This is a genomic window from Acinetobacter sp. ACIN00229 (genome assembly GCF_016106645.1).
In the GTDB taxonomy this organism is placed as follows: domain Bacteria; phylum Pseudomonadota; class Gammaproteobacteria; order Pseudomonadales; family Moraxellaceae; genus Acinetobacter; species Acinetobacter oleivorans.
In genome coordinates, this window is sequence record NZ_JADWOM010000036.1 from 1 (window position 1) to 13,342 (window position 13,342).

A 13,342-nucleotide genomic window follows, 5' to 3' on the forward strand; every position below is an offset into this window, starting at 1 on the left:
GCCACCTTGTGCTGGGAAGCCAGTACCTTGCGCGCCTGCTGGGCGTGGGTTACGAGCTGGAACAACAGTTGAAATAGCGTGTTTGTAAACCATTTGACTTACTGTATTTTTTAATAAAACAACATATTGGTCAAAAGATTCAATATGACCCTGTAATTTAATACCGTTCACAAGGAAAATAGAAACAGGGATACGTTCTTTACGGAGAGAATTTAAGAACGGATCTTGTAAAGTTTGACCTTTAGACATTTTTAACTCCAAAAAAAAATTTTTAAATCAGCGCAAAAAAACTATCTTTATTTTTCAACTAAAAATTATAAAAAGACAGTGTGCAAATTTTGCTTTATCCATAAGAGTTTCGCAAGTCTTCTTTCGCCTGCTTTATCGTCAAGTAAGTTTTAAAATCGTGTATTTCTTGCAAAGAACGTAACCACGTATATTGACGTTTGGCAAGTTGTCGTGTTGCAAATAAAGCTTTATCCTCCATTTCACGTTTACTTTTGAGACTTAAGTCACTTTTTAATAGAAATTCTAGTGCTTGTCGATAACCCACTGAACGCATTGAGGGTAAATTTTCATCTAAATCGTATTTTTCAATTAGAGCTTCAACTTCACTCAAAAAACCGATATCCCACATTTTGCTTAATCTTTGCTCAATGCGTTGATGTAATTCTACCCGATCTGGAAGTAAAGCATAATTATGAAATATGTATCGATATGGTACGTTTTTTGGTTGTTCTGCCTGCAATTTAGTAATTGGTTCACCCGTAATCTTATAAACTTCTAAGGCTCGAATAATCCTTTGCTTATCAGTCACATTAAATTTTATAGCAGCAGCAGGATCTACAGAAACCAACTCATCATAAACGGCCTGCCACCCTTCATTTAAACCTTTTTCTTCAATTGCTGCGCGAACTTGAGCATCAGCACTCGGCAAATTACCAGACAACCCTTCTAATAATGCCTTAAAGTACAACATCGTGCCTCCTACCAAAATAGGAGTCTTACCACGTGAATGCATATCATCAATTAACTTACATGCATCTTCAACAAACTGAGCAGCTGAATAAACTTCAAGAGGCGTAATAATATCAATGAGATGATGAGGATAGAGCGCTTGCTCCTCACGCGTTGGTTTAGCCGTGCCGATATCCATATCTTTATAGACGAGTGCAGAATCAACAGAAATTAGCTCAAAATTTCCACGCTCGTATAATTCACATGCCAAAGCGGTTTTTCCGCTCGCAGTTGGTCCCATTAAATTGATGACGGGCAATTGATTTGACATGTAAAACTACTCTCCTCGAGCAAATAATTTATCTAATTGAGATAATGGAAATGCACGCCAAGTTGGCCGCCCATGGTTACATTGGCTCGCAAATTCAGTTTGTTCCATTTGACGAAGTAAAGCATTCATTTCTGAAAGGCTGAGTTGTCGATGTGCACGCACTGCCCCATGACATGCCATTCCAGCTAATAATTCGTCTCTTTTTTGAAGTAACCCTTGGGCTTCATCATTTGGATCTAAATCATTTAACAGCTCTGGAATAAGATTTTCAAAATCAGCTTTTTGTAATATGGCAGGCACACCACGAACAATAACTTGCTCATCGCCATATAAATCAATTTCCAAACCTAAGCGCTCAAGTTGAGGTTTTAATTCCTCTACCCTAACGGCCTGCATACGGCTAATAGAAATGACTTTAGGTATAAGTAACTGCTGAGATGTCCAAAATTCAGGTTTATCCCAAGCATTTTTCATTTGTTGTAATAAAATACGCTCATGTGCCGCATGCATATCAACAATAATAAGCCCTTCGGTATTCTGCGCTAGAATATAAATTCCATGAAGTTGAGCAATTGCGATACCTAAAGGAAACTCATCAACTTTAGTTACTGGTTCAATATTTTCATTTACTGAAAAAGTAGCAGGTTGGTCACGTAGAGGCGCCAAGTATGTCTTTAACGCATTATTTAATTGAGCAGAACCATTATATTTTGGTGTTTGATCTGCATAGTGAACAGCTTGCGGACGACTAGCATTAAAATCGGTTAATAACTCTGTTGGTGCGTGCTGAGTCTGTGGTTCACTATCTGCATTTAAAGTTTCATTTGCTCTGTGCAATGAAAATTGTTCTTGATATTTAGGCTGCGGCTGTACTGAATAATCTGATTGTTCATCTACTTTCATTGCTTGAGCTAGATCAGCACTCGCTGTCTGAAATTGCGATAAAGTTTCTTTTGCATAATGTCTTACAAACTCATGCACTTCTCTTTGATTTAAAAAGCGAATTTCATGTTTTGTAGGATGAACATTGACATCAATATTTTCAGGATCGACTTCTAAGAAAAGTAGATAAGATGAATGTTGATGACCATGTAAAATACCGTCATAGGCCATGCGTAGCGCATGCGAAATCGTTTTATCTTTGACAATACGTCCATTTACATAAACATATTGCATATCAGCCTGCGCACGTGCATCAGAAGGATGGCCAAGCCAACCCGATAAACGCATGCTAATACTTTCAGCATCCATCCAATATGCATTTTGTACGAATTGCGAACCTAATAATTGCTGTACCCGCTGAAAACGCAGCTCGCCGCTATCCGCTATAGGTAAATTAATTCTAATATTATCATTATGCTCAAGCACAAAACGTATATCGAAATGTGTTAGGGCCAGACGGCGAACAATCTCTTCAATATGGCCAAATTCAGTGGTTGGTTTTTTTAAGAATTTACGGCGTGCAGGAACATTAAAGAATAAGTCCTGAACACGTATATGGGTTCCCTTTTGAGCAGCAACAGCTTGTACTTCTTGATGATCAAATGCTGTGCCGTTTACTTCAACCTGATGGCCAATACCACTTTCATCTTGGCTACTCGTTAATGTCAATCTTGAAACAGCAGCAATCGAAGCAAGTGCCTCCCCACGAAATCCTAAACTTACAATAGCGTGTAAATCTTCTGCCGTTTTAATTTTACTTGTGGCATGACGCATAACCGCTAATGCTAAATCTTCAGAATGAATGCCATGCCCATTATCAATAATTTCTATTAGGGTCGAACCACCTTGAGCAATACGTACAATGAGTTCAGTTGCACCGGCATCGATAGAGTTTTCTAATAATTCTTTAACAACAGATGAAGGACGCTCAATCACCTCACCAGCAGCAATCTGGTTGGCTAACGCTGCGTCTAATGTATGGATACGACGTTGTGTTAGCTTTTCATCAGTCATGAAGCTGTTCCTGCAAAGTCTGATACAAATGTTCTGTAGGTAAAGTTAGGGTTACTAAACGGCTCAACTCATCATCTGACTTTTGAATATCAATAATGATATCGGCCTTTGGAATTTCATCACCACCTTTTGATGGCCATTCAAATAAAAATAATGCGTCTGCGATATCTAAATAATCACGGATTCCCATTAATTCAAGTTCGTACGGATCATTCAAACGATATAAGTCAAAATGAAAAATTTCTTTATCATTAATTTTATAGGGTTCAACGAGTGTATAAGTAGGACTTTTAACAGAGCCCTTGTGGCGCAAAGCCTGTAAGAAATAGCGCGTAAGTGTGGTTTTACCCGCACCTAGATCCCCAATTAAATAAATTACACCCGACTGAACATGCTGCGCCAAAGCTTGAGCTAAACGCTCAGTATCTTCTTCATGATTTAAGACCAATTTCAATGAATACGACATAGCACACATAACATGATTCGAAATAATCGATATGATAACATTGCCCTGCCTTAAAAGCCTACTTAAGCCCTAGAAGTTGGCTTTTTTTATATCAATTTTCTTACATATTTACACTTTTTTATGTCTAGTCCGAACGATTTTTTGCCACCTATGATTGATGGTGTAAGCGCAAGCCAAGTCTATCTTCCTGCACACACAAATACTCAAACTATTTATGAGTATCTATGCCAACATTTCCAACATATTAAAGCGCAAGAGTGGCAACAACGATTTCAAGATGGACTTATTTATGGGGCAAATGGACAAAAACTAACATTAGATAGTCCATACCAAAGTAATACGCATATTTTTTATTATCGATTTCTTGCATATGAACCACATGTTCCATTTGAACATCGGATTTTATTTGAGAATGATGATTTACTGGTGGTCGATAAACCCCATTTTCTAACAATTAGCCCGACTGGACAATATGTTCAAGAAACGCTTTTAGTCCGACTAAAAAAACAAACAGGCAATGAATTTTTAACCCCTATTCATCGTCTAGATCGTGAAACTGCTGGTGTTGTTCTATTTTGCAAACGGGTTGAGTCGCGTGGTATTTACCAACAATTATTTGCAGAGCGCCAAGTCAATAAAATTTATCACGCTGTTGCACCTTATAAAAAAGATTTAAATTTTCCTCAGACATTACATTTGCATTTAGATAAAGGTCATCCTTTTTACACTATGCAAGTTATAGAAAATGCAAAAACAAATACCGAGACTTATATTGAGCTTATCGAGCATAACCAGATTTGGGCAAAATATCGCTTAACACCGACAACAGGCAAACAGCACCAACTTCGCGTGCATTTAAGCCATTTGGGAATTCCGATTAAAAATGATCCATTTTATCCAGTAGTTCAACACAAGGCTGAAGATGATTTCTCGGAACCATTACAGCTGCTAGCTAAGCACATTTCATTTATAGATCCCCTCACAAAAGAGGGAATGTCTTTTAATTCTGAGTTTGAATTGACATTGTAATGTAACCGTAATGACAAAAAGATTATTTTTTATGCCAAAAAGCATTGAAATTACATTGCGATGGTTTAAAATAAATTCCTAAAAATTAAAAATCATTTGGTTTTGTTATTCATGCGAAAAACAGAAGTTTATCAGGTTCGACTTGACTCCCAAGAAAAAAAGCAGGCTTTTGCTGTTTTTAAACAACTGGGAATTACCCCTGCCCAAGCAGTACGACTTTTTTTTAAACAGGTCGTATTAACTAAATCTATTCCTTTTGCTATCGAAAATCAGAATATTAATATGGAACAATTATTAAAGCTGAGAAAAGCAAAAGCATCTTCATTAAGCCAAAATTCATCAACTTTAACTGAAGATGATGACCATGAAGATTTATTTGAAGAACTTAATGCACTTCTTGGTGAAAGCGACAAAACTTAACACTGTTGCATTTATAAACAAGTTTTAACGTCAAAAAGCTCTTTTTTTCGTTATGCTCTCTTTGTAAAAACATAATGATAAGTTACAAGGAGTGCCAAATGATCGTTAGACGAGCGACTTTTGAAGATTTAGAGCAACTCGCCGTTTTATTTGATGAATATCGCCAATTTTATGGGGCCTCTTCTAATTTTAATGAATCACTTCACTTCCTTAAACAACGTTTTGAGAATAGAGAAAGTGTGTTCTTCATTCATATTAAAGACGATAAAATCACGGGTTTTATTTTACTCTATTTAGGTTTTTCTTCAGTTGCTTGTTCAACTTACTATATTTTAGATGATGTATATGTTACGCCCGTTTTCCGCCGTCAAGGTTCTGCTAAACAGCTAATCGATACAGCAATCTTATTTGCAAAACAAGAAAATGCTTTGCGGATTAGTTTGGAAACTCAAAGTAACAACCATGAATCTCATCGTTTATATGAACAAATGGGATTTATTCGAGATAGTGAGTTCCAAACCTTCCATTGTTTTCTCAAATGATATTTTGAGCGAGCCGTTTTTGTTGTTCAGATAAATAAACCCACTCACCATCTTCAAGTTCAGGCAAAACCAATTGCCCCACTTGATGGCGATGTAATGCTTCTACCTTATTTCCTACAGCCGCAATCATTCTTTTTACTTGATGATAAACACCTTGATGAATCGTCATAGTTAATTGATGCGTTTCTAATATCTCCACATCTGTTGCAGCAAAAATACCCTTTTCTTGATGCAAACTCACACCTTGGCTCAACATCTCAATTTGCTCAGGTCTAACCGGATCTATAGTCGTAACATGATAAACCTTTGGTACATGTTTACGAGGATGAGTTAAAGCTTGAAGATATTTACCGTCATCAGTAAGTAAAAGTAAGCCGGTTGTGTCTTGATCTAAGCGACCAATAGCCTGCACACCACGTTGAATCATAATTTCTGGTAAAAGGCTAAATACGCTTTGATGATGATGAGGCTGGTGTGAACACTCAAAACCTTTTGGTTTTTTTAGAGCAAGGTAAACTTTTTCTCGATATTGATAAGTTTCCCCAAAAAGAGAAAACTCTAAATTTTCTGGAGAGAATTGTTTTTTGAGATCATCTGCAACCTCTCCATCAATACTTACAGATCCATTTTTTATTAACTGCTGACAATATTTACGAGAACCAAACCCTTGTGATTGTAAAATTTTTTCCAGCAGCATGAAGTTTTCTCATTAGAACTAAGCTGTTATTTTAACGTAGTTTCCACTTTTTACTAAACGCTACGAGCAGCTCTTTAAATTTACTTCATTCAACTCGCACACTTTACTCTTCAACTACTCGATAAATATTTTCATTCTGTTCACTTTCAAATAATAATTCGGTAGTAGGCAGAATAATTTCATTATCAACAATAATATGTTCAATACGTTGGCTTAGCTTTAACGATTCATTTTCATGTTCAACTAAATTTTTCTTTAGTTGCGCTTTTGCATCATGAATCTGGTCAAACTGATCTTTGATTTTGATATCTATAATGTCCATAAATCTGTCCTATACTCATGAGTAATGACTATTTTTATATCACAATTTTTAAAAACTAAAATTTTTAACTTGTTAATTTATATAACATTGTTTCCAAGCGTAACCAGAAATTAAAACTCTTTAGGATTGAGAGATATACAATCATTTATTCTTAAAAATAAGATTTAAAATCGGCTATATCTTTTAAAGCGTTCACATTACGTGTCTTAAATATTATACAATTCCATTTATTTACTTCCTCCGCACTCCCCATGCTTGCCCAATTTGATGTTAATTTAGTTGTTCTACTCGTTCTGTTGATCTGCGGCTTATTAAGTCAAAATGCAGCTGTAACGATTGCAGCCGGTGTGCTCATTGTCGTTAAAATTACGCCATTAAATGAGTTTTTCCCCTATATTCAAGCTCACGGTCTTAATTTAGGAATTCTTATTTTAACGATTGGTGTACTTACTCCCATTGCCAATGGGAAGCTCAGTGGAGAGAGTATTTTAAAGTCATTTGTTAGTTTTAAATCACTTTTGGCTATTGCAATTGGCTTATTAGTCGCTTGGTTGGGTGGTCGTGGAGTAAAACTAATGTCAAGCCAACCTGACGTGGTTGCAGGTTTACTGATTGGTACAGTTGCTGGTGTTGCTTTACTCCGTGGTGTACCGGTCGGCCCTCTAATTGCGGCAGGCTTACTCTCTTTATTTATTGGTAAATAAGAAGTCGATATAAAAAAGGTGCAATTAAGCACCTTTTTAACACTTAGGTTAAGTTTTTATTTTTAGCCAGAATAATAAGCGTTTCGTTTTAAAGAGAACTTTTCTAACTGCTTTAAAAATCCTTCAAAATAACTTTTCTCTTTTTCTTCAGTTCGATAACCCGCATATAAAGTTCGTCTTAAGCCTGTAGGAGAAACACAATCTAAACGGCGGCTTGTAACCCAACCCTTTTGTTCATATTCATTTACCACCCAATCAGGTAAAGCAGCAATACCTCGTCCACTTGCAACAAGCTGAATAAGCATTTGAGTTAAATCAGTTGTTCGTATTTGCTTAGGCTGAATATTCGCAGGAATGAAAAGTTTCGACATAATATCTAAACGGTGCTTATCAACTGGATAGGTAATTAAAACTTCTTCGGCCAACTCTTGCACTGTAATATTTTCAGCCCGTACCAAAGGATGCGTATTTGATAAGACTAAACGGGATTCGTATTCAAAAATCGGAAAATACTCAATTCCTTTTAACGCAATTGGGTCAGCTGTAATCAGTAAATCAAATTCTGCATTTTGTAAGAGTTCATGCGGATTGGCTTCAAAACCTGAAGCGAAGTCTAAATCTACATCTGGGTATTGCTGACGATACTGATTTAATAAAGGCATTAACCAGTCAAAACAACTATGGCATTCCGATGAAAAAATAATTCTGCCAGTCTGCCCATGCACAATACGCGTGATATCACTGTGGGTGATCTGAATTTGTGGCAAAACATCATCGGCTAACTTTAATAAGCGCTGTCCAACATTAGAAAAACTAACAGGTCTGCTTCGACGATTAACAACCTCTACCCCATACCAATGATCTAATTCTTTTAACTGATGAGAAATGGCAGATGGCGTTAAGCAAAGATCATTTGCTGCCGAAACCAATGAACCGTGTTCACGTAAGGCAACTAAGGTTTTAAGGTGACGAATTTCTAACATGGGCCCACGCTTGAAAAGTAGATTTATCTATAAATGGGTAAAGCTCATGTTTGCTTTTCCATAAAACTTTCGACAAATCTTCATTAATGAATTTTATTCACTTTAACACAAAATTAGTTAGTTTGTCTCAACATGAATTTTATTTCACTATTTTTACATGGGATGAATTTAGGTATCTTCAAAAATGAAGGGAAATTAAAACGATTTCATAAAGTTTTTAAAGTGGTTAAAAAGCATAAGACAAAAATAGACCTTTATTAGGTCTATTTTTATAAAAAACTAAAAACTATTGTGCTAATACATTTAAGCTAATAATCGTATAACTCTGTTTTTTAGGTTTTACTTTCAAGTTTAGGGGAGCTGTTACTTCTACTAAGTACTCTCCAGCCTTTGGAAATCTAAGCTCAACCTGACCATTCTTTTCAGCCTTAAACTGCTGCACTTGTTTGTCAGTTACACCTTTTTCTCTTACATTAACTTCAGCATAAGCTAAAGGCTGGCCCTTTTCAGTTATAGCTAATTTAACTGGTTGAGCAGCTTTAATCTGGTTTGGATGCACAGAAAAACTAACTTTAATCGGTGTATTAGGAAGCTGAATATCTGAAATTTTTCCCTTAGAAAGATAACTCTGCAATATCCACTCACGTGTTACTTGTTCTGTTTTAATTGTTTTTGTTTTAAGGTCAGTCGGAATCAAATATTCACGTTCTGCTTTCGGTGGAACTTTATCAGCTGGCATATCAAAAAATAGATGCCATTCTTTTTGGTCAAATACATATTTTAAAGGGTAACTCGTCTGAGTTTGAACAATGTATGTACCTTCTTCAGGTAGATCTATATCAAAAACAGTTACAGATTTATGCACAGCTTCTGAGTTAACGGTTTTAAGCTCATTTTTAGGTGTAATTACAGTAAGCTTGGCATCCCTTAAAGGATATTCACTATTTAATGCTTCTTCAGCATAACCAGCAATTACAGGTACTTGAGTCTGGTCAGTTTTATAAGCTACAGGCGCTACATAAGGTTCATGAGCAAAGCCCGTTGTACATATCAATGCAAGTGACGTCATTAGAAATCTATTCATTATTACAAAATCCTGTTGTATGCAAAGTGAAAAAATCAGACAAAATATAGGCGGATACAGTATACATAAATAAAAATAATTCTTATTATCATTAATAAATTTAATTTTACATAAAAAAAGACCCGAAGGCCTTTTCTTATTTAATTTGATTTTATTGCTGCTTTATCTTTGGAAATGTCTGATCGAAATCAATTAGCTTATAGCTTTTCACTAAATCATCTGGTCCGTAAGATACTTCGTATGAAGTTTCTTTACCATTAAAATATGCTTCTGTCGGAGTCCCAAATACTTCCCAAAGGCCGATTGAAGCCACATCTGCCACACCATGACCAAAAGCTCTGCCGACTTTCACCCACTTTGAATAACCTTGCTGAAAAGTATAGATCTCAACGCGTGTTCCATCACGGTATTCTGAAAGTACAGGCGCACCAAACTCAGCAATCACATAATTACGAGAACTGCCTGGATTTAGAACATTTAAATTTTTTTTACTTGGTTGATTACCCGCCATAAATACTGCGCAACCAGACATAGATAATATAGCCATACCCATAAGGCAGGTAATAAATAATTTTCTCACGTTTTAGCATCTCTTTTTTTAGATATTTATACAACTTGTTGTAATGCTTAAAGTATTACGCGCTAATCATATATAATTTTTAAAAGTTTTTCGATGAATTATTCCATATAAAAATTTAAATTTACTTCATTTGAATATGTAATCATTTTCTCATTAATTTAGTTTTTTATTATTCTGTTCTCTTTTCCCTTATACTTCTCTTTTTTGTGTCTTTCCTCAACTTATTATGGCGTCCCCACAATCTCCCCTTTCTAAACATCAACACTATTCTCTCTTTTTAGCAATTTTCTCTCTCGCTGTAGGTGGTTTTTGTATTGGAACTACCGAATTCGTCGCAATGGGACTGATTCAAGAAATTGCAAATAATTTACATATTACAGTACCTGAAGCTGGCCATTTTATTAGTGCCTATGCATTGGGTGTAGTTATTGGTGCTCCTATCATTGCTATTCTCGGAGCCAAAGTACCTAGAAAAACTTTATTACTAGGCTTAATGCTTTTTTATGGTGTTGCTAATGCCTGTACTGCCTTAGCTCATACACCTGAAACTGTTTTAATCTCGCGTTTCATTGCAGGTTTACCACACGGAGCATATTTTGGAGTGGGTGCCTTAGTTGCAGCAGAACTAGCTGGTCCATCAAGAAGAGCTTCTGCGGTTGCCCAAATGATGATGGGTCTTACAGTGGCAACTGTAATTGGTGTTCCTCTCGCAACGTGGTTAGGTCAAAATTTTGGCTGGAGAGCAGGTTTTGAATTTTCAGCAACCATTGCATTCGTTACTTTAATTGCTGTTGGCTTCTTTGTACCCAATATTCCAGTCCAAGCTACTGCGAGTATAAAAACAGAGTTAGCTGGCCTTAAAAATATCAATATGTGGCTAACACTAGCGGTAGGGGCTATCGGTTTTGGAGGCATGTTTTCTGTTTATAGTTATGTCTCACCAATTTTAACTGAATATACAAAAGTTAATATCCAAATTGTCCCTATCGCTTTAGCTATCTGGGGTATCGGTATGGTTATTGGTGGTTTAGCAGCAGGATGGCTTGCAGATAAAAACCTAAACAAAACGATTGTAGGTGTATTAATTAGTTCTGCTATCGCTTTTGTTGTTGCCAGTTTCTTAATGAGTAATATCTATAGTGCTATTGCTTCATTATTTTTGATTGGTCTCACTGTAATGGGATTAGGCGGAGCTTTGCAAACCCGTCTAATGGATGTTGCAGGCGATGCCCAAACATTAGCAGCATCACTCAACCACTCTGCCTTTAATATGGCCAATGCATTAGGTGCATTTTTAGGGGGATGGGTACTCAGCCACCAAATGGGTTGGATCGCGCCAATCTGGGTAGGTTTTGTTTTGAGTCTCGGTGGTCTTATCATTTTACTTATTGCATTTGCTGTTGAAAAAGCCAGTAAGTAAATTTAATCAAAGAAAATGCTAACTTATTATTTCTAATCAGTTAGCTTTCCACCACAGTGTGGACAATAACATTTTTTCTCTCTAACAGACTCTTCTTGTTCTAATACTTTTTCTCGCATAATTTGAACAATCAGGTTATGCGCTTGCTCTTTGGGTAGACCTACTTTTTGACGGATTCGTTCTATTTCAACTTCATCATGTAAAATATCAATACCTCGTACTTGAAGTAATTCACGAAATTCTTGCTCTAGTCTTTGATTACGCTGGTTAAGTTCATTTGCAAGCCCCGATGCCAAAATACCAGCTGGTAAAGCCGCAATACCAACACCCAAGATTGTAATGAGTGCCCCCAGTAACTTTCCTAAACTGGTCACTGGTGTTACATCGCCATAGCCCACGGTGGTTAAAGTCACTACAGCCCACCACATAGATTTAGGTATTGAACTAAAAGCTTCTGGCTGAGCCTTGTTTTCAACCACATAAATTCCTGAAGCAGTCATAATAATCATAATGATTAAAATAAAGATAACTGCCTGAAAAGAACCTTTCTCCCGTTTGATCACGCATAACAATATCTGTAATGAGATAAAATACCGTGTTAATTTTAATAAACGAAGCAAACGTAAGATTCTGAGCATACGAAGATCAATTCGTACAAAGAAATTGAGATAGGCAGGTAAAATTGCCATCAAATCAATAATTGCTTCTCCGCTTTTCATCCAGTTCAAGCGAATTTTCCATGCAGATTGTGTCGTATCTCGATCTGCAACACTCCACAGTCTTAATAAATATTCAATACTAAAAATTGCAATTGAAATAACTTCAAAATAGTCGAACCAAATACGATAGCTTGTGTACAAATCATTTACTGTTTCTAATAAAACGGCAGCGACATTACCAACAATTAAAACAACTAAAAAATAATTAATACATCTACTTACCGTAGTTTCATAGTCATGATTATGAAGATTATTATAGAAAAACTTACGCAATCCCTTCAACGCTGAATTTTGCATATTGATCTGACCACTTGATATTGTAGATATAGTAAGCTCTCACTGCCTATTCACCAATACGGTCTTTAATAAATTTTCCTTAACACGCTTCGATAATTAAAATTTTATATTTTTCTACTTCAGCTCGCCGCTACACATCGGAATTCATTTTCTTTCCACCACATCACATCATAGATTCCTGGATGTGATTTTAAGATAATATTTATATAATTTTGCAGCACCATAATATGATGGGTAATATCAATTTTTCGAAATAAAAACTTTCTTAAAATAGGTGTATTCGGTGAAATAAAAATTGCGAATCCATTTCTATATTCTTCATAGACACTTATTCCCAGATACATCGTTATTTCAGGCAATGGAATTTCAATTTGCCATCCCCAATTTTCACTATATAGTTCTACATTTAAATGATATCTATTTCTCAATATACTAAAAATATATTGCGCGATGTCTTCAGTTTTTTGAACTAAAACTCCTCCTTCGTTGGAGTGTATTTTTTGTTCATATAGTTGATAATCATCAAATTTAAATTCAACTATTGTCTTTAGCATTCTCAAATTCCCTATATAAAATACCCATATTTTTTTTAATTATTTTTAAGTTCGTTTAATTATTTTAAAACAAAAAACCAGTTAATTACTACTACTATATTCAATTTTATATATATCAAATTTTAAAATGATATATTTAACGTTTTCAAATAAACTCATGACTCATTTCACGCTTTCAATAAAATCAACAACTCAGAAAGACCAATTTTTATCCAATATTATATCTAAGTTATTTTATTTAATAATTTTTTACACCCGTTATACCTTAATCTAGATATATA

The 13,342-nt window shown here is 35.5% G+C and carries 16 protein-coding genes; 5 read left to right on the forward strand and 11 right to left on the reverse strand.

The genetic code is table 11. The annotated features are described in order from the left end of the window. The 4 genes from hfq to tsaE form a co-directional block, all read right to left on the reverse strand. Positions 1 to 249, reverse strand: a 249-nt coding sequence (gene hfq, locus I7H67_RS19370; protein ID WP_198308623.1) for an RNA chaperone Hfq, incomplete at its 3' end; no start/stop codon positions are given. 94 nt (positions 250 to 343) lie between these two features. After that, the gene (miaA, locus tag I7H67_RS19375; protein ID WP_049836982.1) at positions 344 to 1,288 is read right to left on the reverse strand and encodes a tRNA (adenosine(37)-N6)-dimethylallyltransferase MiaA; all 945 of its coding nucleotides are present in this window, start codon (positions 1,286 to 1,288) and stop codon (positions 344 to 346) included. A gap of 6 nt (positions 1,289 to 1,294) precedes the next feature. After that, on the reverse strand, positions 1,295 to 3,244 hold the full coding sequence (mutL, locus tag I7H67_RS19380; RefSeq protein WP_005306607.1) for a DNA mismatch repair endonuclease MutL: 1,950 nt from the start codon (positions 3,242 to 3,244) through the stop codon (positions 1,295 to 1,297). Next, positions 3,237 to 3,710 carry a tRNA (adenosine(37)-N6)-threonylcarbamoyltransferase complex ATPase subunit type 1 TsaE gene (gene tsaE, locus I7H67_RS19385; protein WP_198308624.1) on the reverse strand — a complete coding sequence of 158 codons (474 nt, stop codon included), beginning with the start codon at positions 3,708 to 3,710 and terminating at the stop codon, positions 3,237 to 3,239. The genes mutL and tsaE overlap by 8 nt, the downstream gene beginning before the upstream one ends. A 120-nt stretch (positions 3,711 to 3,830) precedes the next feature. Between tsaE and I7H67_RS19390 the strand changes: the two genes are divergently transcribed. The 3 genes from I7H67_RS19390 to I7H67_RS19400 all read left to right on the forward strand — a co-directional run bounded on the left by I7H67_RS19390 (position 3,831) and on the right by I7H67_RS19400 (position 5,701). Then, positions 3,831 to 4,739, forward strand: a complete 909-nt coding sequence (locus tag I7H67_RS19390) for a pseudouridine synthase (protein WP_198308625.1) — start codon at positions 3,831 to 3,833, stop codon at positions 4,737 to 4,739. Between the two features lie 111 nt (positions 4,740 to 4,850). After that, on the forward strand, positions 4,851 to 5,159 hold the full coding sequence (locus I7H67_RS19395; RefSeq protein ID WP_107880931.1) for a type II toxin-antitoxin system RelB/DinJ family antitoxin: 309 nt from the start codon (positions 4,851 to 4,853) through the stop codon (positions 5,157 to 5,159). A gap of 98 nt (positions 5,160 to 5,257) precedes the next feature. Further along, entirely contained in the window at positions 5,258 to 5,701 is a 444-nt protein-coding gene (locus tag I7H67_RS19400) for a GNAT family N-acetyltransferase (protein WP_002122286.1), read from the forward strand. On the opposite strand, the gene I7H67_RS19405 is transcribed toward I7H67_RS19400, so the two are convergent. Then, positions 5,694 to 6,398 (reverse strand): pseudouridine synthase, encoded by a 705-nt coding sequence (locus I7H67_RS19405; protein ID WP_198308626.1) that lies wholly within the window; start codon positions 6,396 to 6,398, stop codon positions 5,694 to 5,696. The two genes, I7H67_RS19400 and I7H67_RS19405, sit on opposite strands and share 8 nt — an antisense overlap. A 103-nt stretch (positions 6,399 to 6,501) precedes the next feature. Continuing rightward, positions 6,502 to 6,720: a hypothetical protein gene (locus I7H67_RS19410; protein WP_004791556.1), complete on the reverse strand. Its 219-nt coding sequence runs from the start codon at positions 6,718 to 6,720 to the stop codon at positions 6,502 to 6,504. Between the two features lie 251 nt (positions 6,721 to 6,971). On the opposite strand from I7H67_RS19410, the gene I7H67_RS19415 reads away from it, so the two are divergent. Next, complete coding sequence (locus I7H67_RS19415; protein ID WP_198308627.1) at positions 6,972 to 7,424, forward strand: DUF441 domain-containing protein; 453 nt, start codon at positions 6,972 to 6,974, stop codon at positions 7,422 to 7,424. Between the two features lie 62 nt (positions 7,425 to 7,486). Here the strand turns inward: I7H67_RS19415 and I7H67_RS19420 are convergent, their stop codons facing one another. From I7H67_RS19420 to I7H67_RS19430, 3 genes are all read right to left on the reverse strand, one after another. Further along, positions 7,487 to 8,407 (reverse strand): LysR family transcriptional regulator, encoded by a 921-nt coding sequence (locus I7H67_RS19420; protein ID WP_002122195.1) that lies wholly within the window; start codon positions 8,405 to 8,407, stop codon positions 7,487 to 7,489. A gap of 286 nt (positions 8,408 to 8,693) precedes the next feature. Then, entirely contained in the window at positions 8,694 to 9,491 is a 798-nt protein-coding gene (locus tag I7H67_RS19425) for a DUF4198 domain-containing protein (RefSeq protein ID WP_198308628.1), read from the reverse strand. 151 nt (positions 9,492 to 9,642) lie between these two features. Beyond that, positions 9,643 to 10,071 (reverse strand): hypothetical protein, encoded by a 429-nt coding sequence (locus I7H67_RS19430; protein WP_198308629.1) that lies wholly within the window; start codon positions 10,069 to 10,071, stop codon positions 9,643 to 9,645. A gap of 226 nt (positions 10,072 to 10,297) precedes the next feature. Here I7H67_RS19430 and I7H67_RS19435 point away from each other — a divergent pair, with 226 nt between their 5' ends. Next, entirely contained in the window at positions 10,298 to 11,491 is a 1,194-nt protein-coding gene (locus I7H67_RS19435) for an MFS transporter (protein ID WP_198308630.1), read from the forward strand. Between the two features lie 32 nt (positions 11,492 to 11,523). Here I7H67_RS19435 and I7H67_RS19440 read toward each other — a convergent pair whose 3' ends face one another. Then, positions 11,524 to 12,507 (reverse strand): ion transporter, encoded by a 984-nt coding sequence (locus I7H67_RS19440; protein ID WP_192454066.1) that lies wholly within the window; start codon positions 12,505 to 12,507, stop codon positions 11,524 to 11,526. Positions 12,508 to 12,626: 119 nt separating this feature from the next. Next, positions 12,627 to 13,061: a hypothetical protein gene (locus I7H67_RS19445; protein ID WP_198308631.1), complete on the reverse strand. Its 435-nt coding sequence runs from the start codon at positions 13,059 to 13,061 to the stop codon at positions 12,627 to 12,629. Positions 13,062 to 13,342 lie beyond the last annotated feature (281 nt).

Bases quoted from the DNA above. Each gene is read 5' to 3' on its own strand.
- I7H67_RS19400 (WP_002122286.1), top strand. From the start codon at position 5,258: ATGATCGTTAGACGAGCGACTTTTGAAGATTTAGAGCAACTCGCCGTT.
- I7H67_RS19420 (WP_002122195.1), bottom strand. From the start codon at position 8,407: ATGTTAGAAATTCGTCACCTTAAAACCTTAGTTGCCTTACGTGAACAC.
- I7H67_RS19425 (WP_198308628.1), bottom strand. From the start codon at position 9,491: ATGAATAGATTTCTAATGACGTCACTTGCATTGATATGTACAACGGGC.
- mutL (WP_005306607.1), bottom strand. From the start codon at position 3,244: ATGACTGATGAAAAGCTAACACAACGTCGTATCCATACATTAGACGCA.
- I7H67_RS19390 (WP_198308625.1), top strand. From the start codon at position 3,831: ATGTCTAGTCCGAACGATTTTTTGCCACCTATGATTGATGGTGTAAGC.
- I7H67_RS19435 (WP_198308630.1), top strand. From the start codon at position 10,298: ATGGCGTCCCCACAATCTCCCCTTTCTAAACATCAACACTATTCTCTC.
- tsaE (WP_198308624.1), bottom strand. From the start codon at position 3,710: ATGTCGTATTCATTGAAATTGGTCTTAAATCATGAAGAAGATACTGAG.
- I7H67_RS19445 (WP_198308631.1), bottom strand. From the start codon at position 13,061: ATGCTAAAGACAATAGTTGAATTTAAATTTGATGATTATCAACTATAT.
- I7H67_RS19410 (WP_004791556.1), bottom strand. From the start codon at position 6,720: ATGGACATTATAGATATCAAAATCAAAGATCAGTTTGACCAGATTCAT.
- miaA (WP_049836982.1), bottom strand. From the start codon at position 1,288: ATGTCAAATCAATTGCCCGTCATCAATTTAATGGGACCAACTGCGAGC.
- I7H67_RS19440 (WP_192454066.1), bottom strand. From the start codon at position 12,507: ATGCAAAATTCAGCGTTGAAGGGATTGCGTAAGTTTTTCTATAATAAT.
- I7H67_RS19415 (WP_198308627.1), top strand. From the start codon at position 6,972: ATGCTTGCCCAATTTGATGTTAATTTAGTTGTTCTACTCGTTCTGTTG.
- I7H67_RS19405 (WP_198308626.1), bottom strand. From the start codon at position 6,398: ATGCTGCTGGAAAAAATTTTACAATCACAAGGGTTTGGTTCTCGTAAA.
- I7H67_RS19395 (WP_107880931.1), top strand. From the start codon at position 4,851: ATGCGAAAAACAGAAGTTTATCAGGTTCGACTTGACTCCCAAGAAAAA.